The organism is Microbispora hainanensis (assembly GCF_036186745.1).
Taxonomy (GTDB): domain Bacteria; phylum Actinomycetota; class Actinomycetes; order Streptosporangiales; family Streptosporangiaceae; genus Microbispora.
The window spans coordinates 7,008,710-7,028,833 of sequence record NZ_CP108086.1; the positions used below are offsets into that span (position 1 = coordinate 7,008,710).

The window sequence follows — 20,124 nt, forward strand, 5'->3', positions numbered from 1 at the left end:
AAGAGAGAAGGGCATATCCATATGTCCAGAAAAATCGCCTTATCTGCTGTCGTGACGGCGGCCCTGCTGTCCCTCGCCGCGTGCGGCGGCGCGGACGACTCCGGTTCCACCGGCGGCGCCGTCACCCTCAGGTACGCCATGTGGGACGAGGTGCAGAAGCCGCCGATCGAGCAGTCGATCCGCGAGTTCGAGAAGGCCCACCCGTCCATCAAGGTGCAGATCGAGCTGAACAACTGGAACGACTACTGGAGCAAGCTGCAGACCCAGCTCGCCGGGCGCTCGGCCCCCGACGTGTTCTGGGACCACGTCTCCTACTTCCCCAAGTTCAGCAAGGAGGGCGTGCTCACCGACCTGGCGCCGCTCATCGCTCAGGACAAGGTGGACACCTCGATCTATGATCCCAAGCTCGCCGAGGGCTGGAAGGTCGACGGCAAGGTCTACGGCCTGCCCAAGGACTGGGACACCATCGGCCTCTTCTACAGCACCAAGGCGCTCAAGGACGCCGGGCTCACCCCCGCCGACCTCGACGGCCTCACCTGGAACCCCGACGACGGCGGCACCTTCGTCAAGACGCTGCAGAAGCTCACGGTCGACGAGAACGGCAAGCACCCTGACGAGGCCGGCTTCGACCCCAAGAAGGTCAAGCAGCACGGCCTCGCCATGCAGGCCCCGACCGGTCAGCAGGACTGGTGGAACTTCGCGCTGCAGAACGGCTGCACGCTCCAGGACAAGCCGTGGGGCCGGTGGACCATCGACCAGCCGGCCTGCGTGCAGGCCATCCAGTTCGTCCAGGATCTGCGGCTGAAGTATCACGTCGCGGTGCCCGCCACGGTCACCAACCCGCCCAACGGGCCGTCCCTCGACCAGGTGGTCGGGCGCGGCGAGGCGGCCACCGCGATGGACGGAAGCTGGATGCTGCGCGCGTTCGACACCGCACTGCCCAACGGCGGCTTCGGCGTCGCCGACCTCCCCGCGGGCCCGGCAGGCAAGGGCAGCGTCTACAACGGCCTGACCGAGGCCGTCTACGCCGGCACCAAGCACCCGAAGGAAGCCTGGGAGCTGCTCAAGTGGCTGACGTCCGAACGCCATCAGAAGGCCGTCGCCGAGGCGGGCGCCGTCTGGCCGGGCATCACCTCGCTCAACGACGTCTTCGCCGACGCCTGGAAGGCCAAGGGCGTCGACGTCACCGGCTTCAAGAAGGCCGCCGAGGGCACCACGATGGGCTACCCGCTGACCGAGGCGGCCGACGTCTACAACGTCAAGGCGCTCGACATCTTCAACCAGGTCTGGCTGGGCCAGCTGTCGCCGCAGGACGCCGCCCAGAAGATCACCACCGAGGCCAACGCCGCCATCAAGTAAGGTCTGACTCATGGAAGTTACCGGTCACATGCCTCCCCAGGACGCTCCCCGGACGCGCTCGGCGAGCATCTGGGACGTCGCCCGGGTGGCCGGTGTCTCCCAGCAGACCGTGAGCCGCGTCATCAACGGCAAGGCCCGGGTCAGCGAGGCGACCCGGGCCAGGGTCCTCCAGGTCATCGCCGAGCTCGGCTACCGGCCCAACCGGCTGGCCCAGGCGCTGGCCGGAGGGCCGGTCCGCTCGGTCACCGTCCTCACCTCCGACACCGCCCTGTACGGCGCCGCCGCCACCCTGCGCGGCATGGAGGAGGCGGCGAGGACCGCCGGGTTCTCCGTGGGCATCAGTGTGCTGGAGCGCGACTCCGGCCCGGCGGACATCGCCCTGCGGCTGAACCGGCCCGGGGAGGCGGTCATGGTGATCGCCTTCGACGACGCGGGCGTGCGCGCGCTGCGGGCGCTGCCCGCGGACGTCCCGGTCACTGCGGCCGTCGAGCGGCGGCCCGACGACGGTCCCGACGACCCCTGGCAGATCTGGCTGGACGACCGGGCGGCGGCCGCGCACGCGACCCGTTACCTGCTGGGCCTGGGGCACCAGACCGTCCACTACGTGGCCATCCCCTCCTCCACAAGCACACTGCCGCAGCGCACCCAGGGCTGGCAGGACGCGCTGCGCGCCGCCGGCCGTCCGCTGCCCGAGCCGCTGCCCGGCGGCTGGAGCCCCCGATCCGGCTACCTCGCCGTACGCTCCCTGCTCGCGGACCGTTCGGTCACCGCGATTCTGTGCGGCAACGACGACCTGGCCCTGGGTGTCATGCGGGCCGCCCGCGAGGCCGGGCGGGACATCCCCGGCGACCTCAGCGTGGTCGGTTTCGACGACTCCCCGCCGTCGGCCTACCTCAACCCCTCGCTCACCACGGTGCGGCTCGACTTCGAAGGGCTCGGCCGGGCCTGCTTCGGCCTGCTGCACCGCAGGCTGGACCCGCAGAACGCCGCGGCCGTACCGGCCTGGAGCGAGCCCGAGCTCATCGTGCGGGAGAGCAGCGGCCCCGCGCCCACCTGACCTCCCGCGCCTCCCCAGCCCCTCCGCCGCACCCCAGCCCCTTCGCCGCATCCCAGCCCCTCCGCCGCATCCCAGAGCCCTTCGCCCACCACGGTCCCCTGCCAACGCCACGGTCCTCCGCCGCGCCATGCGGGTGGAGCGTTCCGTGTGTCATGCCGTCCTTCCCTTCGCCGTCGAAAGGCCGAGATGATCCATCACGACTCCGAACACCGCCTGTGGGTGCTGTCCGGGCCGTCCTCCTCCTATGTGCTGCACCTCGACGAGGCCGACCGGCCGCGCGTCCTGCACTGGGGTCCCCGGTTCACCCCCGAGCAGGCGGCCTCGCTCCTGCTACGGCTGCCGCAGCCGGGCTTCCGGCCGGTGGAGGACCCGCTCGAGGGCTCCTTCGACCTGGTCGCGACCGGAGGCCTGCGCTACGGAGACGCCGGGTTGCAGGTGCGCTTCGCCGACGGCACCCGCGACCTGGAGCTCGTCTTCGCCGGGCAACGCCGCACCGATCGGGAGCTGGTGCTGGCGTACGCCGACCGTCAATACCCGCTGGCCGTCGAGTGCCACTACCGCCTGTTCGGCGACGTGATCGAGCGCCACCTGGTCCTGCGCAACGAGGGCGAGCCCGTCACCGTCGTACGGGCGGACTCCGCCACCTGGGTGCTCCCCCGGCTGAACGGCTATCGGCTCAGCTCCGTACGCGGCCAGTGGGGCGCGGAGACCCGGCTGCACCGCACCGAGCTGCCGTACGGCGAGACCGTCATGACCAGCCGCAGAGGTGTGACCAGCCACCAGGCCAACCCCTGGGCGATGGTCGACGACGGCACGGCGGGCGAGGAGCACGGTGCGGTCTACTCCTGCGCGCTGGCCTGGAGCGGGAGCTGGCGGCTCGTCGCCCAGCGCCTGCCCACCGAGCGGGTGACGCTGTCCGCGGGTTTCGGGCACGACCCGGTGACCTGGGAGCTGGGCACCGGAGAGGAGCTGATCACGCCGGTGTGCGCCGGGCTCTACACCGAGGGCGGCTTCGGCGCCGCCAGCCGCGCCTGGCACGACCACCAGCTCCGGCATGTCCTGCCGCATGCCGGCGAGCTGCGGCCGGTGCTCTACAACTCCTGGGAGGCGACGGGCTTCGACGTCTCGCTGGACGGGCAGATCCGGCTGGCGGAGGCGGCCGCCCGGATGGGCGTGGAGCTGTTCGTGGTGGACGACGGCTGGTTCGGCGCCCGCACCCACGACGCCGCCGGGCTCGGCGACTGGTATCCCAACCCGCGCCGGTTTCCCGACGGGCTCGGGCCGCTGATCGACCGGGTGCACGAGCTGGGCATGCTGTTCGGGCTGTGGGTGGAGCCGGAGATGGTCAACCCCGACAGCGACCTCTACCGCGCCCACCCCGACTGGGTGATCCACCGGCCGCACCGGCGGCGCACCGAGCACCGCAACCAGCTCGTGCTCGACCTGTCCCGGCCGGAGGTCGGGGACTGGCTCTTCCGGACGCTGGACGAGTTGCTGGCCAAGAACGCCATCGACTTCCTCAAGTGGGACATGAACCGCCCCTTCACCGAGGCAGGCCCGGACGAGCGGCTGTGGCTGGGCCACGTGCACACCCTGTATGACGTGCTCGACCGGCTCCGCGCCGCCCACCCGCACGTGCGGATCGAATCGTGCAGCAGCGGCGGCGGCCGGGTGGACCTCGGCATCCTGCGCCGCACCGACCAGGTGTGGACCTCCGACAACACCGACGCCCTCGACCGGCTGGACATCCAGCACGGCTTCTCGCAGTTCTACCCGGCCCGGGTGATGGGCGCGTGGGTCACCGACAGCCCCAACCCCTACACGGGACGGGAGATCCCCCTCGACTTCCGTTTCCACGTGGCCATGGCCGGGCTGCTCTCGATCGGCGGGGCCCTGGACGAGTGGAGCCAGGCCGATCTGGACCGGGCGGCCGAGCTCGTCGCCGACTACAAGCGGATCCGGCACCTGGTCCAGCACGGCCGGCAGCACCGCCTGCTGCCGCCGGGCGGCGAGCTGTCGGCCGTGCAGTATCTCGCCCCCGACGGCGCCGAGGCCGCCGTGCTCGTCTACCGGCGCGCCCGCCGGTTCGGGCACGCCGATCCGGGGATCCCCCTGCGCGCCCTCGATCCGCAGGCGCGCTACCGCGACGCGGTCACGGGAGAGGTCCACCACGGGGCCGTGCTGCTCACCCACGGTCTGTTCCCCGAACTGGCTCCCGGCGACTACGCCAGCGCCATGATCCACCTGGTGAGGGAATAGGAGTACAGGAGGCCCACCGGGCGCCCGGTGGGCCTCCTTCGCCTGTCACCTGGGGGTCAGAACCAGGCGGTAGGCGCCGTTGGCGTCCTGGCCGGCGATCGGGATCGTGACGCTGCCGTTGGTGACGGTGTAGGCGTTCGACCACACCTGGGTCGCCGCCGACACGTTCGTCTTGCGGCCCGAGCCGGGGACGTACTCGAGGGTCGCGGTGACCGAGGAGCCCAGCCCGCCGATCCCGTCCACGCGGATCGAGCTGTTGCCGGACTGGCCGCCGAAGACCACGCTGAACGTCCTGCCGTCATAGGCGGCCACGCCGTCGTTGTTCGTGGTCGGGGTCACCTTGACGATGTTGCCGGTCTGGTCGGCGTACCACTTGTACATCCAGTACGACGCCGTCGGCTGGCCGTTGTACAGCAGGCCGTTGAGCGTGCCGGCCTCGTACCAGAACGCCCGCTCGGCGTCGCGCACGCCCTCGCGCTCGAACTGGGCGACGTAGTGGTTGACGCTGCTCGGCACGTCGATCTCGCCTGTCGTGGCGTACTCGTTGATGGAGATGGGCCGCGGCGAGATGCCCAGCTCGCGCTCCAGGGCGCGGTAGGCGCGGACGTTCGCGGTGACGTTCCGCCATCCGCCCAGCTCGTGCCACGACACCACCTCGGGCAGGGTGTTCGTGGCCTTGGCGTTGTTGAGGAAGGACCGCATCCGGTTGATGTCCAGGTAGGAGTAGCTCGGGCCCATGATGGGCTTGTTCGGCTCACTCTGCCGGATCCGCTGGTAGGTGCGCACCCATCCCTCGTTGAAGGAGACGCCCGCCGCCGACGGCCAGGTCCAGTCCGGCTCGTTCCACGGCTCCCAGGCGTCGATGTTGGTGACGCCCGCCGACTTCGCCGCCGCGATCATCTTGTCGATCCGGCTGTACCAGTCGTTCCAGTTCGTCCAGTTGTACGGGAAGCCGTCGAAGCTGTCGGCCATGTCGACCGTGATCACCGCGCCGATGGCGGCGGCGTTGCGCCAGACGTTGAGCGTGTCACCGATCGGGACCGGGGAGCCGTTCGGCCGGTGCTCGTGCAGCGGCGGCGGCTGGCGGAGCTGGTGCAGCTTCAGCGGCTGCATGATCGACACCGGCGGGGTGTTCGCGTCGGACAGGCCATAGAGGGTGCCCGACGCCACGCGGGTGACCGGGCGCACGACGCTGCTCGCGTCGACCACGAGGGCACTGCCCCCGCCGCCGGTCGTGGTGCTCCACTTCTGGTTGCTCTGCCCGTTGCAGGTCCACAGGATGACGGCGGTGCCGTTGGCGGTGCCGGCGTGGTCCACGTCGAGGCACAGCCCCGACTGCACCCCCGTGATCGACCCGTCGGAGTTCTGCCGCCACTTCTGGTTGTTCTGACCGTTGCACGACCAGATGATCACCTGGGTGCCGGGCGAGGTCTGGTTGTTGTAGGCGTCCACGCACCGGGTGCCGTTCATCGTGCGCAGTTCGCCGGCCGAGGTGAACTCGAAGCCCTGGTTGGCCTGGCCGTTGCAGTCCCAGATGTCCAGCGTGGTGCCGAGGGTGTCGACGTTGCCCTTCACGTCGAGGCACCGGCCGGAGGCCGCGCTCACCAGCGGCGCGGGGGCCGCCGAGGCCGGCGCCGCCCAGGTGAGCGCGGTGGCCGCCAGGGTGACGAGCACCGTGAGCAGGCCCAGGGCGACGGCGCCCGGTGACCGTCGCCGCCCGGCCGCCGGGCGAACGGGTAAGTGGTGCATGGTTCTTCTCCTTCATCGGGGGCGTGAAGCTCGTTGGTGACGTGCAGGTCGTCGGGGCGTGCAGGTCGTCGGGGGCATGAGGGCGGGAACGGCGGAGGCGCGCGGAAGCCGCGCTCCCGTCGGCTCGGCGTCACGGGATCGGCGACGCTGTTATGAGTTATCGGTAACATCACGGTGTAGAGCGTGACGTTGACGGTGTCAAGCCCCGGTCACCGGCCCGGCCGTTCCGCCAGACCGGAGTAACAGGTGAAACAGCAGCTGAACGAGGTCGCAGCCGGTTTGGAAAGACACCGGGAGGACGTGGAAGATTCACCGTCGAGCGGTGCTCTCCTTGACGGTCATCAGTGATAGCGGTAACACTAGCGCCACCCCGATGAGGAGTTCCTGGTCATGAAGGTCTATCCGCCTGAGCGCAAAACCGCACGGTCGCGTTGTATCTGTCAGGCACGGCCCGGCCCATGACGTCGGAGGTTCGGCCACGTCCACGCCGTGTCCCCTTCGGGGGTGCAGGTCCGTGGGCGGCACGAAACCGAGTTGATCCACCGGCCTCCACGAAACCGGTGCGGTTCAGAGCCAGGCCGATGACGCCGAGAGCGCGCTCGCGATACTCCAGGAGACTCTGGCTCAGAGCGAGCAGGCCTACGAACCACAACACCCACGCACGCTGCAGGTGCGGCTCACCTACCCTGAAGCGGTGGGGAAGGCCGGAGAACCACAGCGTGCGACCGTCCTGGCCGCTCGGCTGGTTGAAGACAGCAACCGGGTGCTCGGCCCCGAACATCTGGTCACCTTGGCAGCGAGGAGCGCCCTCGCCGGATGGACCATGGAATCCGGCGATGAAGGGACCGGCCTCCGGCTTTTCGAGGCGCTTCATAGTGACGCCAGGCGACTACTCGGAGATGAACATTGGCTCGTGGTTCAAGTCGGCGCGACATTGAAACAGCTCTGACTCATCCGTGCCGACGGCTTCGGCGCGAATCGCACCCAGTCGCCAGGGCCGGCTGGGCGGCCGGCCCGGGTTGTGCCACGGCGGTGTCCTCGTCGTGAGGACCGAGGTCTCGCGACGAGGACACCGCCGTGGTGCGGACGGCCGGCGATCGGCTGCCGGCCGGCCACGTGTGTGAGCGGCTTGGCGATCTCGGCGGCTCAGCCGCAGCTCGCCGCGCTGTACGCGACGTCGTAGGACGAGGTGACCTGCTTGCCGTCGATCGTGGCGGTCGCCTTCACGGTGACCGTGCCCGCCTCGATCTGGGCGGTCCGGGTGTTGAAGGACTGGTAGGCCTGCTTGCCCGGAGCCACATCGGCCACCGTCTTGGACCCGTACGGGGTGGTCAGTGTGATGGTCGCCGGAACGTCGGAGTCGTTGACGGCCGTGACCGCGACGTACGCCGAACTGCCGATGCAGCGGGAGGACGCGGTGACGGTCAGCTTGACCTCCGGCTCGGGCGGCGTGGCGGAGTCGAGGGCGACGGCGAAGATGTGCATCGTGGCGACGCCGTTCGCCGCCTTCGGGCTGATGTTGGGCAGGTCGACGCGGGAGATCTCCTTGTTCTGCAGAGTGACGCCGGAGTAGTAGATGGTGGCGGGGGTGTTCTGCCGCTGGTTGTTCGGCCGGTTCTGGTAGGGGGCCACGACGGCGGCGTCGCTCCCCGAAGCCGGCGCGCCGTACCAGTCGGGCGAGCTGAGGGTGAAGGTCTGCCTCGTGCCGTCCTTGTAGACGACGGTGGCCGGTCCGGACACCGCGCCGTAGGTCCCGGCCAGCAGGAAGCCGAGCGTCTTGCCGGTGCCGGTCACCTTGAGGGACTGCCCGGAGGCGATGGCGTTGTCGGGGGTGCCCACCGCGACGTCGGGCCAGGTGAAGGTGAGCCCGTTCTTGGTGATGGTGGCCCCCGGGGTGACGCCGACCGACGCCAGCGCCTGGGCGGAGATGCTGGCGCCGTTGCCGTCGAAGTTCCCGGGAGCGGTGTTGGTGTCGTCGGTGACCGCGACGTTGCTGAAGAGCTCCTCAAGCGGCTTCTCGCCGCCGCCCCACACCTGCACCGTGGCCGTCGTGGAGACGGCCCAGTCGTCGCCCCCCTCGGTGCCGCTGAGGACGGCGGTGACGGTCGCGGCGCCGCTCGCCGCGCCGGTGGCGGGAGTGAAGGTGAACTCCACCGTGGCCTTCGCGTCCGCCGCCAGCGGCCCCACTTCGGCGTGCTCGGGGGTGACGGTCCACCCCTCCGGCACCGTGAGGGCCACGCTCGCCGACGCCAGCGGCTCCTCGACCGCTCTGACGGTGACCTCGGCCTTCGCCGCCTCACCCGGGGTGACCTCGACCGGTGCGGTCACCGTGACCTTCTGCAGCGCGTACGCCCGGTAGGTGTGACCGGCCTGCGCGGTGATCCGGACGGCGTCGGCCTCGGTCTTCTCCACCGTGGCCGAGCCGCCGCCGGTGACGTCGCGGACCTTGTGACGCCCGGCGAAGATGCCGCCGCGCACCTTGACGACACCGTCGCGGTCGGGCGTGATGAGGTATTCGTCGGCCTGCCCCTCGCTCCACGCCGCGCCGACGGTATGGCCGCCGCGGCCCCGCAGGCCGCGCACCTTTCCGTTCCGCCAGGCGTCCGGAAGCGCCGGCAGCACGTGCAGCTCGCCGGTGTGGCTCTGCAGCAGCATCTCCGTGATGCCGGAGGTCGCGCCGAAGTTGCCGTCGATCTGGAACGGCGGGTGCAGGTCGAACATGTTCGGCGCGAGCCTGGCCGGGGTGACCAGGAGGCGGACCAGGTCGTGCGCCCGGTTGCCCTCCTCCATCCGCGCCCAGTAGTTGATCTTCCAGGCCAGCGACCAGCCGGTGCCGTCGTCGCCGCGCAGTTCGAGAGTCCGCCGCGCCGCGTCGTACAGCTCCGGGGTGCCGCGCTTGGTGATCTGGTGGCTGGGGTGCAGGCCGTACAGGTGGGAGATGTGCCGGTGGTTCTGCTCGGTCTCCACCCAGTCGTACAGCCACTCCTGGATGTTGCCGCGCGAACCGATCTTCATCGGGGCGAGCCGGTCCCTGGCGGCCAGGACCTGTGCCCGGAAGCTCGCGTCCACGCCGAGGACCTCACTGGCCTCCGCGCAGCCGTCGAACAGGTCGCGCAGGATCTGGTTGTCCATCGTCGGGCCGGCGGCGACGCTGGCGTTCGCGTGGTGGCTGAGCTCGGGCGAGTTCGACGGGTTGGTGACGAGATATCCGAGCTTCGGCTCCTCGACGAGGGTGTCGAGGAAGAACTGCGCCGCGCCCTTCATCGCCGGGTAGTTCTTACGCAGGAACTCGACGTCGCCGGTGAACAGGTAGTGGTCCCAGATCATGGTGGCCAGCCACGCGCCGCCGGTCTGCCACATGCCCCAGAACGCGCCGTCGACGACCGAGGTCGCCCGCCACGCGTCGGTGTTGTGGTGGGTGACCCAACCGCCGGCGCCGTACTGCACCTCGGCCGTGCGCGCGCCGGTCACCGTGAGGTCGTTGATCATGCTGAACACCGGCTCGAAGCACTCCGACAGGTTCGTGGTGTCGGCGGGCCAGTAGTTCATCGGCAGGTTCGCGTTGATGGTGTACTTCGAGTCCCACTGCGGGCTCATCGAGTCGTTCCAGATGCCCTGGAGGTTGGCCGGCTGGGTCCCCGGCCGCGAGCAGGAGATCAGCAGGTAGCGGCCGAACTGGAAGAGCAGCGCGGAGAACTGGGGGTCGTCGACGGCCCCGTGCTGGGTGATCCGGACGTCGGTCGGCTGGTCGGCCGCGTCGGTGCGGTCGAGTTCGAGCGTCGTCCGGTTGAACAGCTCCTGATAGTCGGCCACGTGCCGGCTGCGCAGCGTGTCGTACGCCGTGCCCTGGGCGGCCTCGAGGTGCTGTCGCGCGATGCCCTGGTAGTCGCCGCTGACATCCTTGTAGTTCACGTAGCTGGAGCCGATGGAGATCAGCAGCGTCACGCTGTCGGCGGCGGACACCTGGAGCGTTCCGCCGGAGCTCGTGACGCTGCCGCCCTCGGCGACGGCCTTGGCCAGCGCCAGGAACTTGACCTGGCCGGTGATGCCCTCGAAGTTGCCCGAGACGCCGTCGAGCGCGACCGTGGAGCTGTCCGGGCTGGTCAGCGTCGTGCGCTGGGGGCTGTCGAACGTCGCGCTGAAGGTGATCGAGCCGGGCTTGTCGGCGGTGAGGCGGACGACGATGACCTGGTCGGGCGCGCTGGCGAACACCTCGCGCTTGTAGCGCACGCCGTTCAGCAGGTAGGTGACGGACGCGACGGCGGTGGTGAGGTCGAGCTGGCGGTTGTATTCGGTGAACCCGCTGCTGCCGGGGAAGGTCAGCCTGATGTTGCCGACCGTCTGGTAGGCGAGCTGGCCCGCGGGTGAGCCCAGCATGTTCTGGTCGATCAGCGTCTGTGCCTGGGTCCACTGGTCCTCGAAGACCAGGCGCCGGATCTCCGGCAGCGCCGCCAGGCCCTTCGGGTTGCTCTGGTCGTACGGCCCGCCGCCCCAGACCGTGTCCTCGTTGAGCTGCAGGCGCTCGGCGTCGACGTTGCCGAACACCATCGCGCCGAGGCGTCCGTTGCCGATGGGGAGGGCGCGGAGCCAGTCCGTGCCCGCGCCCTTGTCGTACCAGAGCGCCATGTCGCTGGCGGCGCGCACCTCCGAGGGTGCCACCGATCCTGCTCGGGCGACCGCCGTCCACTGCATCGGCAGCATCAGAGCCCCGGCTCCGACCGTGCCGATCTTCATTAATTGCCTTCGCGTCAGATCTGGCATTCGCTCTCCAAGCGCATGGCTGCCTTGCCGGCGGCCGGCGCCGCGCCCTTGGGCTGCGAGAGCCCCGCATCGAGGAGACGGGCGGGGTTCGGCGGGACCGGCTGCGTGACGAGGCTGTGTAGGGGGTGATGGCAAAGCTACAAAGATTTGATGTATCGGTCAACGATGTGATGCAAAACCCCCGCAAGCCGGTCATCTGACCGCTATCAGGCCGGAATACATCTAACCTTTGGCGGGAAAGGCCATGCGGCGCCGGGTAGCGGCACGCGGCCGCGTCCTGTATCCGTAGAGCAGCAGTGATTCCCGACGACCATGCGCGAACGACGTGCGGGCAGGCCGCATCCGCTCCCCGCACGCCGTGGTAACGGGGAATCCCCCGCTCCCGCCGACCCTGGGAACCTACCTGCCATGTCACGCACAGACGATGTAGTGGACAGCATCAAGCGGATGATCCTCGACGGCGTCCTGCGGCCCGGCGACCGTCTGCCCGTCGAGAAGGACCTCGCCGAGTCGCTGGGCGTCTCACGCGGGGCGCTGCGCGAAGGGATCTCGGCGCTGTCGATCCTCGGCATCGTCAGCACCCGGCAGGGCGACGGGACGTACATCACGAACCTCGACGCGACGCAGTTGCTGGCTCCGATGGGCTTCGTCGTGGACCTGCACGGCCAGGGCGACCCGCGGCACGTCTACACCGTCCGGCGTCTGCTCGAATCGGAGGCGGCCCGGCTCGCCGCCACCAGCATCACCGACGAGGCGCTCTGCCAGGCCAGGGACCTGCTCGGCGAGTCGGCCCGGATCATCGATCAGGCGCCCCACGACCACGAGCGCCTCATCGAGATCGACATCGCCTTCCACCGCATCATCGCCGCCCACACCGACAACCCGGTCCTGGTCGGCCTGATCGAGGCGTTCGCCCGGCGCACCGTCCGCGGCCGGCTGTGGCGGAGCCTCCACGAGGAGGGCGCCGACCGGCGTACCCACGACGAGCACGTGGCGATCTGGGCGGCGCTCGCGGCACGCGATCCCGAACGGGCGCGCATCCGGATGGCCAACCATCTCGTCGGGGTCGAGGAGTCCCTCCCCCGGCTGCCCGACGACGGCGACGCGCCCTGATCACAGCACAGGGATCACCACACAGGGATCACCGCGCCCTGATCACCGTGCCCTGATCACCGTGCCCTGATCACCGCGCCGAGTCGGGGTCCGTGCCGGGACGCGACCGGCCGAGGTTCTCCCGCAGCCAGGTCTCCGTGGTGCTGACGTGCACGAGCGCGACCGCCTGGGCGAGCGCGGCGTCGCCGGCCGCGAGCGCGCGATAGATGGCGGCGTGCTCGGCGATCGTACGGCCGGCCGCGTTCTCCTCCACCAGCCCGCGCCAGACCCGCGCCCGGAGAGTGCGGCTGGCGATGCCGCCGAGGAGGGCGGCCAGGGACTTGTTGCCCGTGGCGTCGAAAACGGCCCGGTGGAAGGCGTCGTCGTGGTGGTTGAGCGCTTCGGTGTCGTTCTGTGCCGCGATCATCGCGTTGAGATGCCGCTCGACGTCCGCGAGCTGCCCGGCGGTGATCCGGGCGGCGGCCAGACCCGTCGCGACCGGCTCGAACAGCCGCCGCACCTCGGTGATCTCGAGCAGGTCGTCGCCCCGCATCATCTCGACGGCGAGGCCGACCCCTTCGAGCAGCAGCTCCGGCGAAAGGCTCGTGACGTACGTGCCGTCGCCCCTGCGCACCTCCAGCACGCGTGTGGTGACGAGGGAGCGGACGGCCTCCCTGAGCAGGTTGCGGGACAGGCCCAGCTCGGCGGCCAGGTCCTGTTCTGGAGGCAGCCGGGCGCCCGGAGGAAGCGTCCCGTCCTTGATGCGCTGCCTGATGCGCTCGATCGCCTGCTCGGTCAACGACATACCTGCATTTTGGTGTGTCAGGACACCAGACCTCCACATGGTCCACGTAGCGTGCTGCGTCTTCCGGCCCGCAGACATGCGATGTGTCCGGTCTTCCCACCCGTACGGTGATGGCCGAGACGTCGGATCCCTTGGTGATGAGAGCCGCGTGCGTAACGGAATATCACCATCCTTACCCAAGGTCTGGACACTAGAGCGGTTTTGAGCATAGAAAGACATCCCATGTCCTGTCGTGATTGGCCCCCTCACGACCAACCTCACCCATGCCCCGTACGACGACGCGGACGTCACCTGAGCGTCGGCGACGGCATGGCAGCCGTGGTGCTTCAGAAGGAGAGACGATGGAACGCAAACGGTTCGCACTCGCCGCGGCCTTAGCCCTGTCCGGATGCCTCGCCGCCGCCTGTGGCGGCAGCGGCGGCACGGGAGACGGCGGCTCCGGGAACGACGCGGCGGCGAAGCCGGTCATCGGCGTCGACTATCCGCGTTCCGACACGGACTTCTGGAACTCCTACATCAGTTACGTGCCGAAGTTCGCCGGCGAGCTGGGCGCGGAGATCAAGACCACCAACTCCCAGAACGACATCGCGAAGCTCACCGCCAACGTGCAGACCCTGATGAGCCAGGGTGTGAAGGGCGTGGTCATGGCGCCGCAGGACACCGCGGCGGTGGCGCCCACGCTGCAGCAGCTCGAGAACAAGAAGATCCCCGCCGTGCTGGTGGACACCCGGCCCGACACCGGGAACGCCTTCATGGTCGTGCGCGCCGACAACCGCGCGTACGGGGAGAAGGCCTGCAGGTTCCTGGGCGAGAAGCTCGGCGGCAACGGCAAGGTGGTCATGCTGGAGGGCGACCTGGCCTCCATCAACGGCCGGGACCGCACCGAGGCGTTCAACGACTGCATGAAGCAGAACTATCCCGGCATCAAGGTGTTCGGCGAGGCGACGAACTGGGACGGCGCCGTGGCCTCGCAGAAGCTCTCGACGGTGCTGACCGCGAACCCCGACGTCAAGGGCGTCTACATGCAGTCGAGCTTCGCCCTCGCCGGCACGCTGCAGGTGCTCAAGCAGCGCGACCTGCTGGTGCCGCCGGACGACCCCAAGCACGTCTTCGTCGTCTCCAACGACGGCATCCCGCAGGAGCTCAAGGACATCGCCGCCGGGAACATCGACGCGACCGTCTCCCAGCCCGCGGACCTGTACGCCAAGTGGGCGCTGTCGTACGCGCAGGCCGCGATCGAGGGCAAGACCTTCCAGCCGGGGCCGACCGATCACGACAGCACCATCATCCAGGTGCGGCCGGGCCTGCTGGAGGACCAGCTGTCCGCGCCGCTCGTCACGGCCGACGGCGGCACCTATGGCGGGATCTCCAGCGTGAAGCACGACGACAAGTCGCTGTGGGGCAACAACCTGAGCTGAGAGGGCGTGACCGATGGAAGCGTTCGCGGGAGGGCCCGCGAGCCCTCCACCCGCCCGCGACGGCGGGCCGGGCCGTACGGACCCGCCCGTCGCCGCGGCGGAGAACATCACCAAGAGGTACGGCGAGACGACGGCGCTCGACGGCGCCCGCATCACGATCGGGCCCGGGGAGGCGCACGCGCTGGTCGGGCGCAACGGTGCGGGCAAGTCGACGCTGGTCTCCATCCTGACCGGGCTGCAGGCGCCGGACGAGGGCGAGGTCCGCTTCGCCGGGTCGCCCGCGCCGCGGCTGTCCGACCGGGACGCCTGGCGGGAACGGGTCGCCTGCGTCTACCAGAAGTCCACGATCATCCCTGAGCTGACCGTGGCGGAGAACCTCTACCTGAACAGGCACGACCGCAACCGGCTGGGGCTGGTCGGCTGGAAGAGCCTGTGGCGGAAGGCGGCCGACCTGCTGGAGGCATGGTCGGTGGACGTCGACGTCCGCAGGCCGGCCGGGGAGCTCGGGGTCGAGCAGCGGCAGTTCGTGGAGATCGCCCGGGCGCTGTCGTTCGGCGCGCGGTTCATCATCCTCGACGAGCCCACCGCCCAGCTCGACGGCGCGGCGATCTCCCGGCTCTTCGACCGGATGCGGGCGATGCGCGAGCAGGGGGTCACCTTCCTGTTCATCAGTCATCACCTGCAGGAGATCTACGAGATCTGCGACACGGTCACGGTGTTCCGGGACGCCCGGCACATCCTCACCGCGCCGGTGGCCGATCTGCCGCAGGGCGAGCTGGTGGCGGCGATGACCGGTGAGGCCGCGGGGCTGCGGGAGCACGCCGTACGCCCGGCGGTTCCGGCGGACGCCCCGGTGGTCCTCGACGTACGGGGCCTGTCCGACGGCGACGTCTACCAGGACGTCGACCTCCGGGTGCGGGCCGGGGAGATCGTGGGGCTGGCGGGCCTGGGCGGCAGCGGGAAGAACGAGCTCGCCGAGGCCATCGCCGGGCTGCGCGCTCCCCGGGACGGCACCCTGGAGGTGGCCGGGAACCGCCCGCGCCCCGGCAGTGTGCCGGATTCGCTGGCCGCCGGGGTGGGCCTGGTGCCCCGCGACCGTCACCATCAGGGCCTCGTTCCCCTGATGTCCATCGCCGACAACACCACGCTGACCGTGCCCGAACGGCTCGGCCAGGCGGGGTTCGTCAGCGGCCGGCGCAAGGACGCGCTGGCCCGCGAGATGATCACGAATCTCGCGATCAAGACACCCGGCCCGGAGCTCCCCGTCTCCGGGCTGTCCGGCGGCAACCAGCAGAAGGTCGTGATGGCCCGCGCCCTGGCCAGCGACCCCCGCCTGCTCGTGCTGATCACTCCGACGGCCGGAGTCGACGTCCGGTCGAAGGAGTTCCTGCTCGGCAAGGTCGAGGAGATCGCCGACAACGGGACCGGCGTCGTGATCGCCTCCGATGAACTTGACGACCTGCGGCTGTGCAACCGGGTGCTCGTGATGTTCCACGGCCGCGTCGTCGCGGAACTGGCCGCCGGCTGGCACGACCACGAGATGGTGGCCGCCATGGAAGGAGTCGACCTCGATGCCTGACAGCACCACCGCTCCCGCCACGACGGGACACCCTCCGAGCCCGCCGGCTCCCGAGGAGGCGGGGAGACGCCGCCCGGCCATCCGCCTGGCGCGGCTGCGCGACTTCGCGCTCGTTCCCGCGATCATCGTGATCGCGATCGTCGGGCAGATCGTCAACCCGATCTTCCTGCAGAGCGACAACCTGATCAACATCCTGCAGACCATGTCGGAGATCTCGCTCCTCGTCCTGGCGCAGACGCTCGTGCTGGTCGCCGGCAGGATGGACCTGTCGCTCGAGTCGACCTTCGGGCTGGCCCCCGGCGTGGCCGCGTGGCTCACGGTCGCCGCCGGGACGGGGCCGGGGCTCGGGCTGCTGCCCGGCGCCTGGGGAATCCCCGTCACGCTCGCGGTGGGCGTGCTGATCGGTGCGGTGAACGCGCTGTTCATCGTCCGCTTCGGGCTCAACGGCTTCATCGTCACCCTGGGCATGCTGATCGTGCTGCGCGGCCTCCTCACGGGCATCTCCGGCGGGCAGACCTTCTTCAACCTGCCGGAGTCGATGACCTACTTCGGCTCGGCCATGTGGCTCGGCGTGCCCGCGTCCATCTGGATCTGCCTGCTGCTGTTCGCCGTCGGCATCGTGGTCATGGGATTCACCCGGTTCGGCCGGGCGCTCTACGCGATCGGCGGGAACGTCGACGCCGCCAAGGCGGCCGGAATCCGCACCGACCGGGTGCTGTGGATCGTGCTGATCTCCGCGAGCCTGCTGGCCGCGATCGGCGGTCTCCTGCTGACGGGCCGGCTCGCCTCCGTGGCCGCGGCCCAGGGCGACGGCGCGATCTTCACGGTGTTCGCCGCGGCCGTCATCGGCGGAGTCAGCCTGAACGGCGGCAAGGGCACCGTGTTCGGCGCGTTCACCGGCATCCTGCTGCTCTACATGATCCAGAACGTCCTCACCCTCGCGGGCGTCCCCGCGCAGTGGATCCAGGCGCTCAACGGGGCGATCATCCTCACCGCGCTTGCGATCTCCCGCCTCACCGGCGGAAAGTCGCAGGAATGACGAGAGGGGGAGGCCGATCGCGGCGCCGGTCTCCCCCTCTCCTCTCCTCGCCGCGTACGGCTCCGGTCAGGCGGACGTGCGCGTCACGAAGGGAGCAGCGGCAGCAGCGCGTTGAGGCGCCCGGACGCGAAACCGGACAGGTCCAGCGAGCAGAAGGTGAACCCGGCGCCGCGGACCGCGGCGTCGACGCGCTCGCGCAGCTCGCACGCGCGCGGGATGTCGGCGCCCGGAACCTCGACCCGGGCGAGTGTGCCGCCTGCGTGGGCACGCACCCGGCACACCGGGAAGCCGAGATCGCGCAGCGCGGCCTCGGCGGTCTCGATCCTGTGCAGGATCTCCGGCGTGACCGGGTCGCCGTAGCTCACCCGGGAGGCCAGGCAGGGCGCGGCGGGCTTGTCCGCGGTGACCAGGCCGAGTCTCCGGCTGACCGCGCGGACGTCGGCCTTGGTGAGCCCGGCGTCCACCAGCGGCGCGATGGCCCCGCGCTCGGCCGCGGCCCGCTGCCCGGGCCGGTGGTCGCCGAGGTCGTCGAGGTTGGTGCCGAGCGCGATCCGGGCGCCCATGGCGGCGGCGAGTGGAGTGAGCGCGTCGAACAGCGCCGACTTGCAGTGGTAGCAGCGGTCGGCGCCGTTGGCGGCGTATTCGGGCCTGTCGCCCTCGTCCGTGCACACCTCCAGATGGGCCAGGCCGTGGGCGCGCGCGAAGTCGCGGGCGGCGGCCCGCTCGGAGGCGGCCAGGCTCGGGGAGACGGCGGTGACGGCCAGTGCGCGCCTTCCGAGCACCTTCGCGGCGGCGAAGGCGAGCAGCGCGGAGTCGGCGCCGCCGGAATAGGCGACGACGACGGCGTCCTCATCGCGTAGCCGGGCCGTCAGCCGGTCCATGGCGTCGCCCGCCACGTCCACCCGGCCGGCGGACGACGGCGTGTCTCCCCCGGAACCGGGACGATCAGTCATGGGTGGTCTCTCCTGTGAAGGGACGCGAGCCGGCGAGGCTCTCCTCGACGCCGAGGACGTGCAGGGCGGCGTGGAGCCTGGCCCGCTCGGAGTCCCGCGCGAGCAGAGCCCGATGGACGGCCCGGTGCTCCCGGAGGGTGCGGTGAACGGCCTCGGGGTCGCTCATGCCGCGCCAGATCCGGGCTCGTACGGTGCGGCCCGACATGTTCTGGATGACGGCGGCGAGGACGGCGTTGCCGCAATGGGAGGCGATGAGCGCGTGGAAGTCCTGGTCGAGGGCGACCAGTTTCTCGTGGTCGACAGGATCACAGGCGGCCACCGTCTCGGCCTCGTCGAGCAGGTCGCCCAGGTGGACGAGGTCGGCGTCCGGGATGCGCGTGGCCGCCAGCGCCGTCGCCTCCGCCTCCAGGATCCTGCGCACGTGCAGGAACTCCCCCGCGCCGGCGTCGACGTGGATGTCGGCGACGAAGCTCATCCCGTCGAGCAGCAGATCGGGAGACAGGCTGGTGACGTAGGTGCCGTCGCCCTGCCGCGTCTGCAGCACCCTCATGGCGACCAGCGCGCGCACGGCCTCGCGCAGCGTGTTGCGGGCGACACCGAGCTGTTCGGCCAGAATCTTCTCGACGGGGAGCTTCTGCCCCGGGCGCAGCTCCCCATCGATGATCATCTGCTTGATCGTGTCGATCGCCGTCTCGATGACGCCCACGTCAGCCTCCCCATTGGTGACCATCAGGGTAGCGGTACGCGTCGATCGACTCAGGGTGCATACGAGCGCTGTAACCAGGCTTTTCGGGCAGCAGGTAGCGGCCTCGCCCGATGCGGACGGGGTCGGTGAAGTGCTCGTGCAGGTGGTCGACGTACTCCAGCACCCGGCCCTCCAGGCTGCCGCTCACGCACACGTAGTCGACCACGGCCATGTGCTGGACCAGCTCGCACAGCCCGACCCCGCCCGCGTGGGGGCAGACCGGCACGCCGAACTTGGCGGCCATGAGCAGCACCGGCACGATCTCGTTGACCGACGCGAGCCGGCAGGAGTCGATCTGGCAGAAGTCGATCGCCCCGGCCTGCAGGAGCTGCTTGAACATCACCCTGTTGTGGCAGTGCTCGCCGGTGGCGACGCCGACGGGGGCGATCGCCTTCCGGATGGCCGCGTGGCCGAGGACGTCGTCGGGGCTGGTCGGCTCCTCGATCCACAGCGGCTCGTACGCCGCGAGCCGGTTGACCCACTCGATCGCCTGGGGCACGTCCCACACCTGGTTGGCGTCGATCATGAGCGTGCGGTCGCCGAGCTCCTCGCGGGCGATCGACAACCGGCGGACGTCGTCCTCCACGTTGGCTCCGACCTTGAGCTTGACGTGGGTCCAGCCGTCGGCGACGGCCTCGCGGCACAGCCGGCGCAGCTTGTCGTCGTCGTAGCCGAGCCACCCCGGGGTGGTGGTGTACGCCGGATAGCCGTGCTCGGCCAGCTCGGCGATCCGCTCCTCACGCGTGGGCGCGAGCCGGGCCAGCATCTCGACGGCCTCGGCCGGGGTCAGCGCGTCGGACAGATAACGGAAGTCGCAGGCCGCGACCAGCTCCTCGGGGGTCATGTCGGCCACGAAGCGCCACAGCGGCTTGCCGGCCCGGCGGGCCGCAAGGTCCCAGGCCGCGTTGAGCACGCCGGCGGCCGAGATGTGGACCACACCCTTCTCCGGCCCGAGCCAGCGCATCTGGCTGTCGGCCATGATCTCCCGATAGAGGCCGCCGAGGTCGCCGGCCAGCTCGTCCACATCACGCCCGGCCAGCCGCGCCCCGATCTGCCGGGCGGCGGCCACACACAGGTCGTTGCCCCGCCCGATCGTGAACGTGAGACCGTGCCCGGCCAGGTCGCCGTCGTCGGTTTCCAGCACCACGTACGCCGCGGAGTAGTCGCCGTCCGGATTCATGGCATCCGAGCCATCGAGCGTCGCGGAGGTCGGAAACCTGATGTCGATCACGTTCACCGAGGTGATCGTCGGCATGGGCGAACTCCAATTGATCCGATGAATATGAATGGAACAGTAGGATCACACCG

At 70.1% G+C, this 20,124-nt stretch carries 14 protein-coding genes; 8 read left to right on the forward strand and 6 right to left on the reverse strand.

Annotated features, from left to right (window positions below):
* Positions 1–21 precede the first annotated feature (21 nt).
* The 3 genes from OHB01_RS32230 to OHB01_RS32240 all read left to right on the forward strand — a co-directional run bounded on the left by OHB01_RS32230 (position 22) and on the right by OHB01_RS32240 (position 4,675).
* On the forward strand, positions 22–1,359 hold the full coding sequence (locus OHB01_RS32230; RefSeq protein WP_142651596.1) for an ABC transporter substrate-binding protein: 1,338 nt from the start codon (positions 22–24) through the stop codon (positions 1,357–1,359).
* A gap of 10 nt (positions 1,360–1,369) precedes the next feature.
* The gene (locus OHB01_RS32235) at positions 1,370–2,416 is read left to right on the forward strand and encodes a LacI family DNA-binding transcriptional regulator (RefSeq protein ID WP_205831096.1); all 1,047 of its coding nucleotides are present in this window, start codon (positions 1,370–1,372) and stop codon (positions 2,414–2,416) included.
* Positions 2,417–2,602: 186 nt separating this feature from the next.
* Positions 2,603–4,675 carry an alpha-galactosidase gene (locus tag OHB01_RS32240; protein WP_142651597.1) on the forward strand — a complete coding sequence of 691 codons (2,073 nt, stop codon included), beginning with the start codon at positions 2,603–2,605 and terminating at the stop codon, positions 4,673–4,675.
* A gap of 45 nt (positions 4,676–4,720) precedes the next feature.
* Here OHB01_RS32240 and OHB01_RS32245 read toward each other — a convergent pair whose 3' ends face one another.
* The gene (locus tag OHB01_RS32245) at positions 4,721–6,424 is read right to left on the reverse strand and encodes an RICIN domain-containing protein (protein WP_142651598.1); all 1,704 of its coding nucleotides are present in this window, start codon (positions 6,422–6,424) and stop codon (positions 4,721–4,723) included.
* Between the two features lie 670 nt (positions 6,425–7,094).
* Between OHB01_RS32245 and OHB01_RS32250 the strand changes: the two genes are divergently transcribed.
* The gene (locus OHB01_RS32250; protein ID WP_142651599.1) at positions 7,095–7,373 is read left to right on the forward strand and encodes a hypothetical protein; all 279 of its coding nucleotides are present in this window, start codon (positions 7,095–7,097) and stop codon (positions 7,371–7,373) included.
* A gap of 197 nt (positions 7,374–7,570) precedes the next feature.
* Here the strand turns inward: OHB01_RS32250 and OHB01_RS32255 are convergent, their stop codons facing one another.
* Positions 7,571–11,158 (reverse strand): glycosyl hydrolase family 95 catalytic domain-containing protein, encoded by a 3,588-nt coding sequence (locus OHB01_RS32255; RefSeq protein ID WP_240972096.1) that lies wholly within the window; start codon positions 11,156–11,158, stop codon positions 7,571–7,573.
* A 435-nt stretch (positions 11,159–11,593) separates the two neighbouring features.
* Here OHB01_RS32255 and OHB01_RS32260 point away from each other — a divergent pair, with 435 nt between their 5' ends.
* Positions 11,594–12,298 carry a FadR/GntR family transcriptional regulator gene (locus OHB01_RS32260; protein WP_142651600.1) on the forward strand — a complete coding sequence of 235 codons (705 nt, stop codon included), beginning with the start codon at positions 11,594–11,596 and terminating at the stop codon, positions 12,296–12,298.
* Between the two features lie 70 nt (positions 12,299–12,368).
* Here the strand turns inward: OHB01_RS32260 and OHB01_RS32265 are convergent, their stop codons facing one another.
* Positions 12,369–13,082 (reverse strand): FadR/GntR family transcriptional regulator, encoded by a 714-nt coding sequence (locus OHB01_RS32265; protein WP_147945012.1) that lies wholly within the window; start codon positions 13,080–13,082, stop codon positions 12,369–12,371.
* A 341-nt stretch (positions 13,083–13,423) separates the two neighbouring features.
* On the opposite strand from OHB01_RS32265, the gene OHB01_RS32270 reads away from it, so the two are divergent.
* Genes OHB01_RS32270 through OHB01_RS32280 form a run of 3 tightly spaced genes read left to right on the forward strand, consistent with a single transcriptional unit; the run spans position 13,424 to position 17,118 of the window.
* Positions 13,424–14,500 (forward strand): sugar ABC transporter substrate-binding protein, encoded by a 1,077-nt coding sequence (locus OHB01_RS32270; protein ID WP_142651602.1) that lies wholly within the window; start codon positions 13,424–13,426, stop codon positions 14,498–14,500.
* A 13-nt stretch (positions 14,501–14,513) separates the two neighbouring features.
* The gene (locus tag OHB01_RS32275) at positions 14,514–16,079 is read left to right on the forward strand and encodes a sugar ABC transporter ATP-binding protein (RefSeq protein ID WP_142651603.1); all 1,566 of its coding nucleotides are present in this window, start codon (positions 14,514–14,516) and stop codon (positions 16,077–16,079) included.
* Positions 16,072–17,118: an ABC transporter permease gene (locus tag OHB01_RS32280; protein WP_328709855.1), complete on the forward strand. Its 1,047-nt coding sequence runs from the start codon at positions 16,072–16,074 to the stop codon at positions 17,116–17,118. Before OHB01_RS32275 ends, OHB01_RS32280 begins: the two co-directional genes overlap by 8 nt.
* Before the next feature lie 83 nt (positions 17,119–17,201).
* On the opposite strand, the gene larE is transcribed toward OHB01_RS32280, so the two are convergent.
* Genes larE through OHB01_RS32295 form a run of 3 tightly spaced genes read right to left on the reverse strand, consistent with a single transcriptional unit; the run spans position 17,202 to position 20,071 of the window.
* Complete coding sequence (gene larE / locus OHB01_RS32285) at positions 17,202–18,071, reverse strand: ATP-dependent sacrificial sulfur transferase LarE (RefSeq protein WP_205831098.1); 870 nt, start codon at positions 18,069–18,071, stop codon at positions 17,202–17,204.
* Complete coding sequence (locus OHB01_RS32290; protein ID WP_142651605.1) at positions 18,064–18,777, reverse strand: FadR/GntR family transcriptional regulator; 714 nt, start codon at positions 18,775–18,777, stop codon at positions 18,064–18,066. The genes larE and OHB01_RS32290 overlap by 8 nt, the downstream gene beginning before the upstream one ends.
* A gap of 1 nt (position 18,778) precedes the next feature.
* Positions 18,779–20,071 (reverse strand): L-fuconate dehydratase, encoded by a 1,293-nt coding sequence (locus tag OHB01_RS32295; RefSeq protein WP_328854429.1) that lies wholly within the window; start codon positions 20,069–20,071, stop codon positions 18,779–18,781.
* Positions 20,072–20,124: the final 53 nt, after the last annotated feature.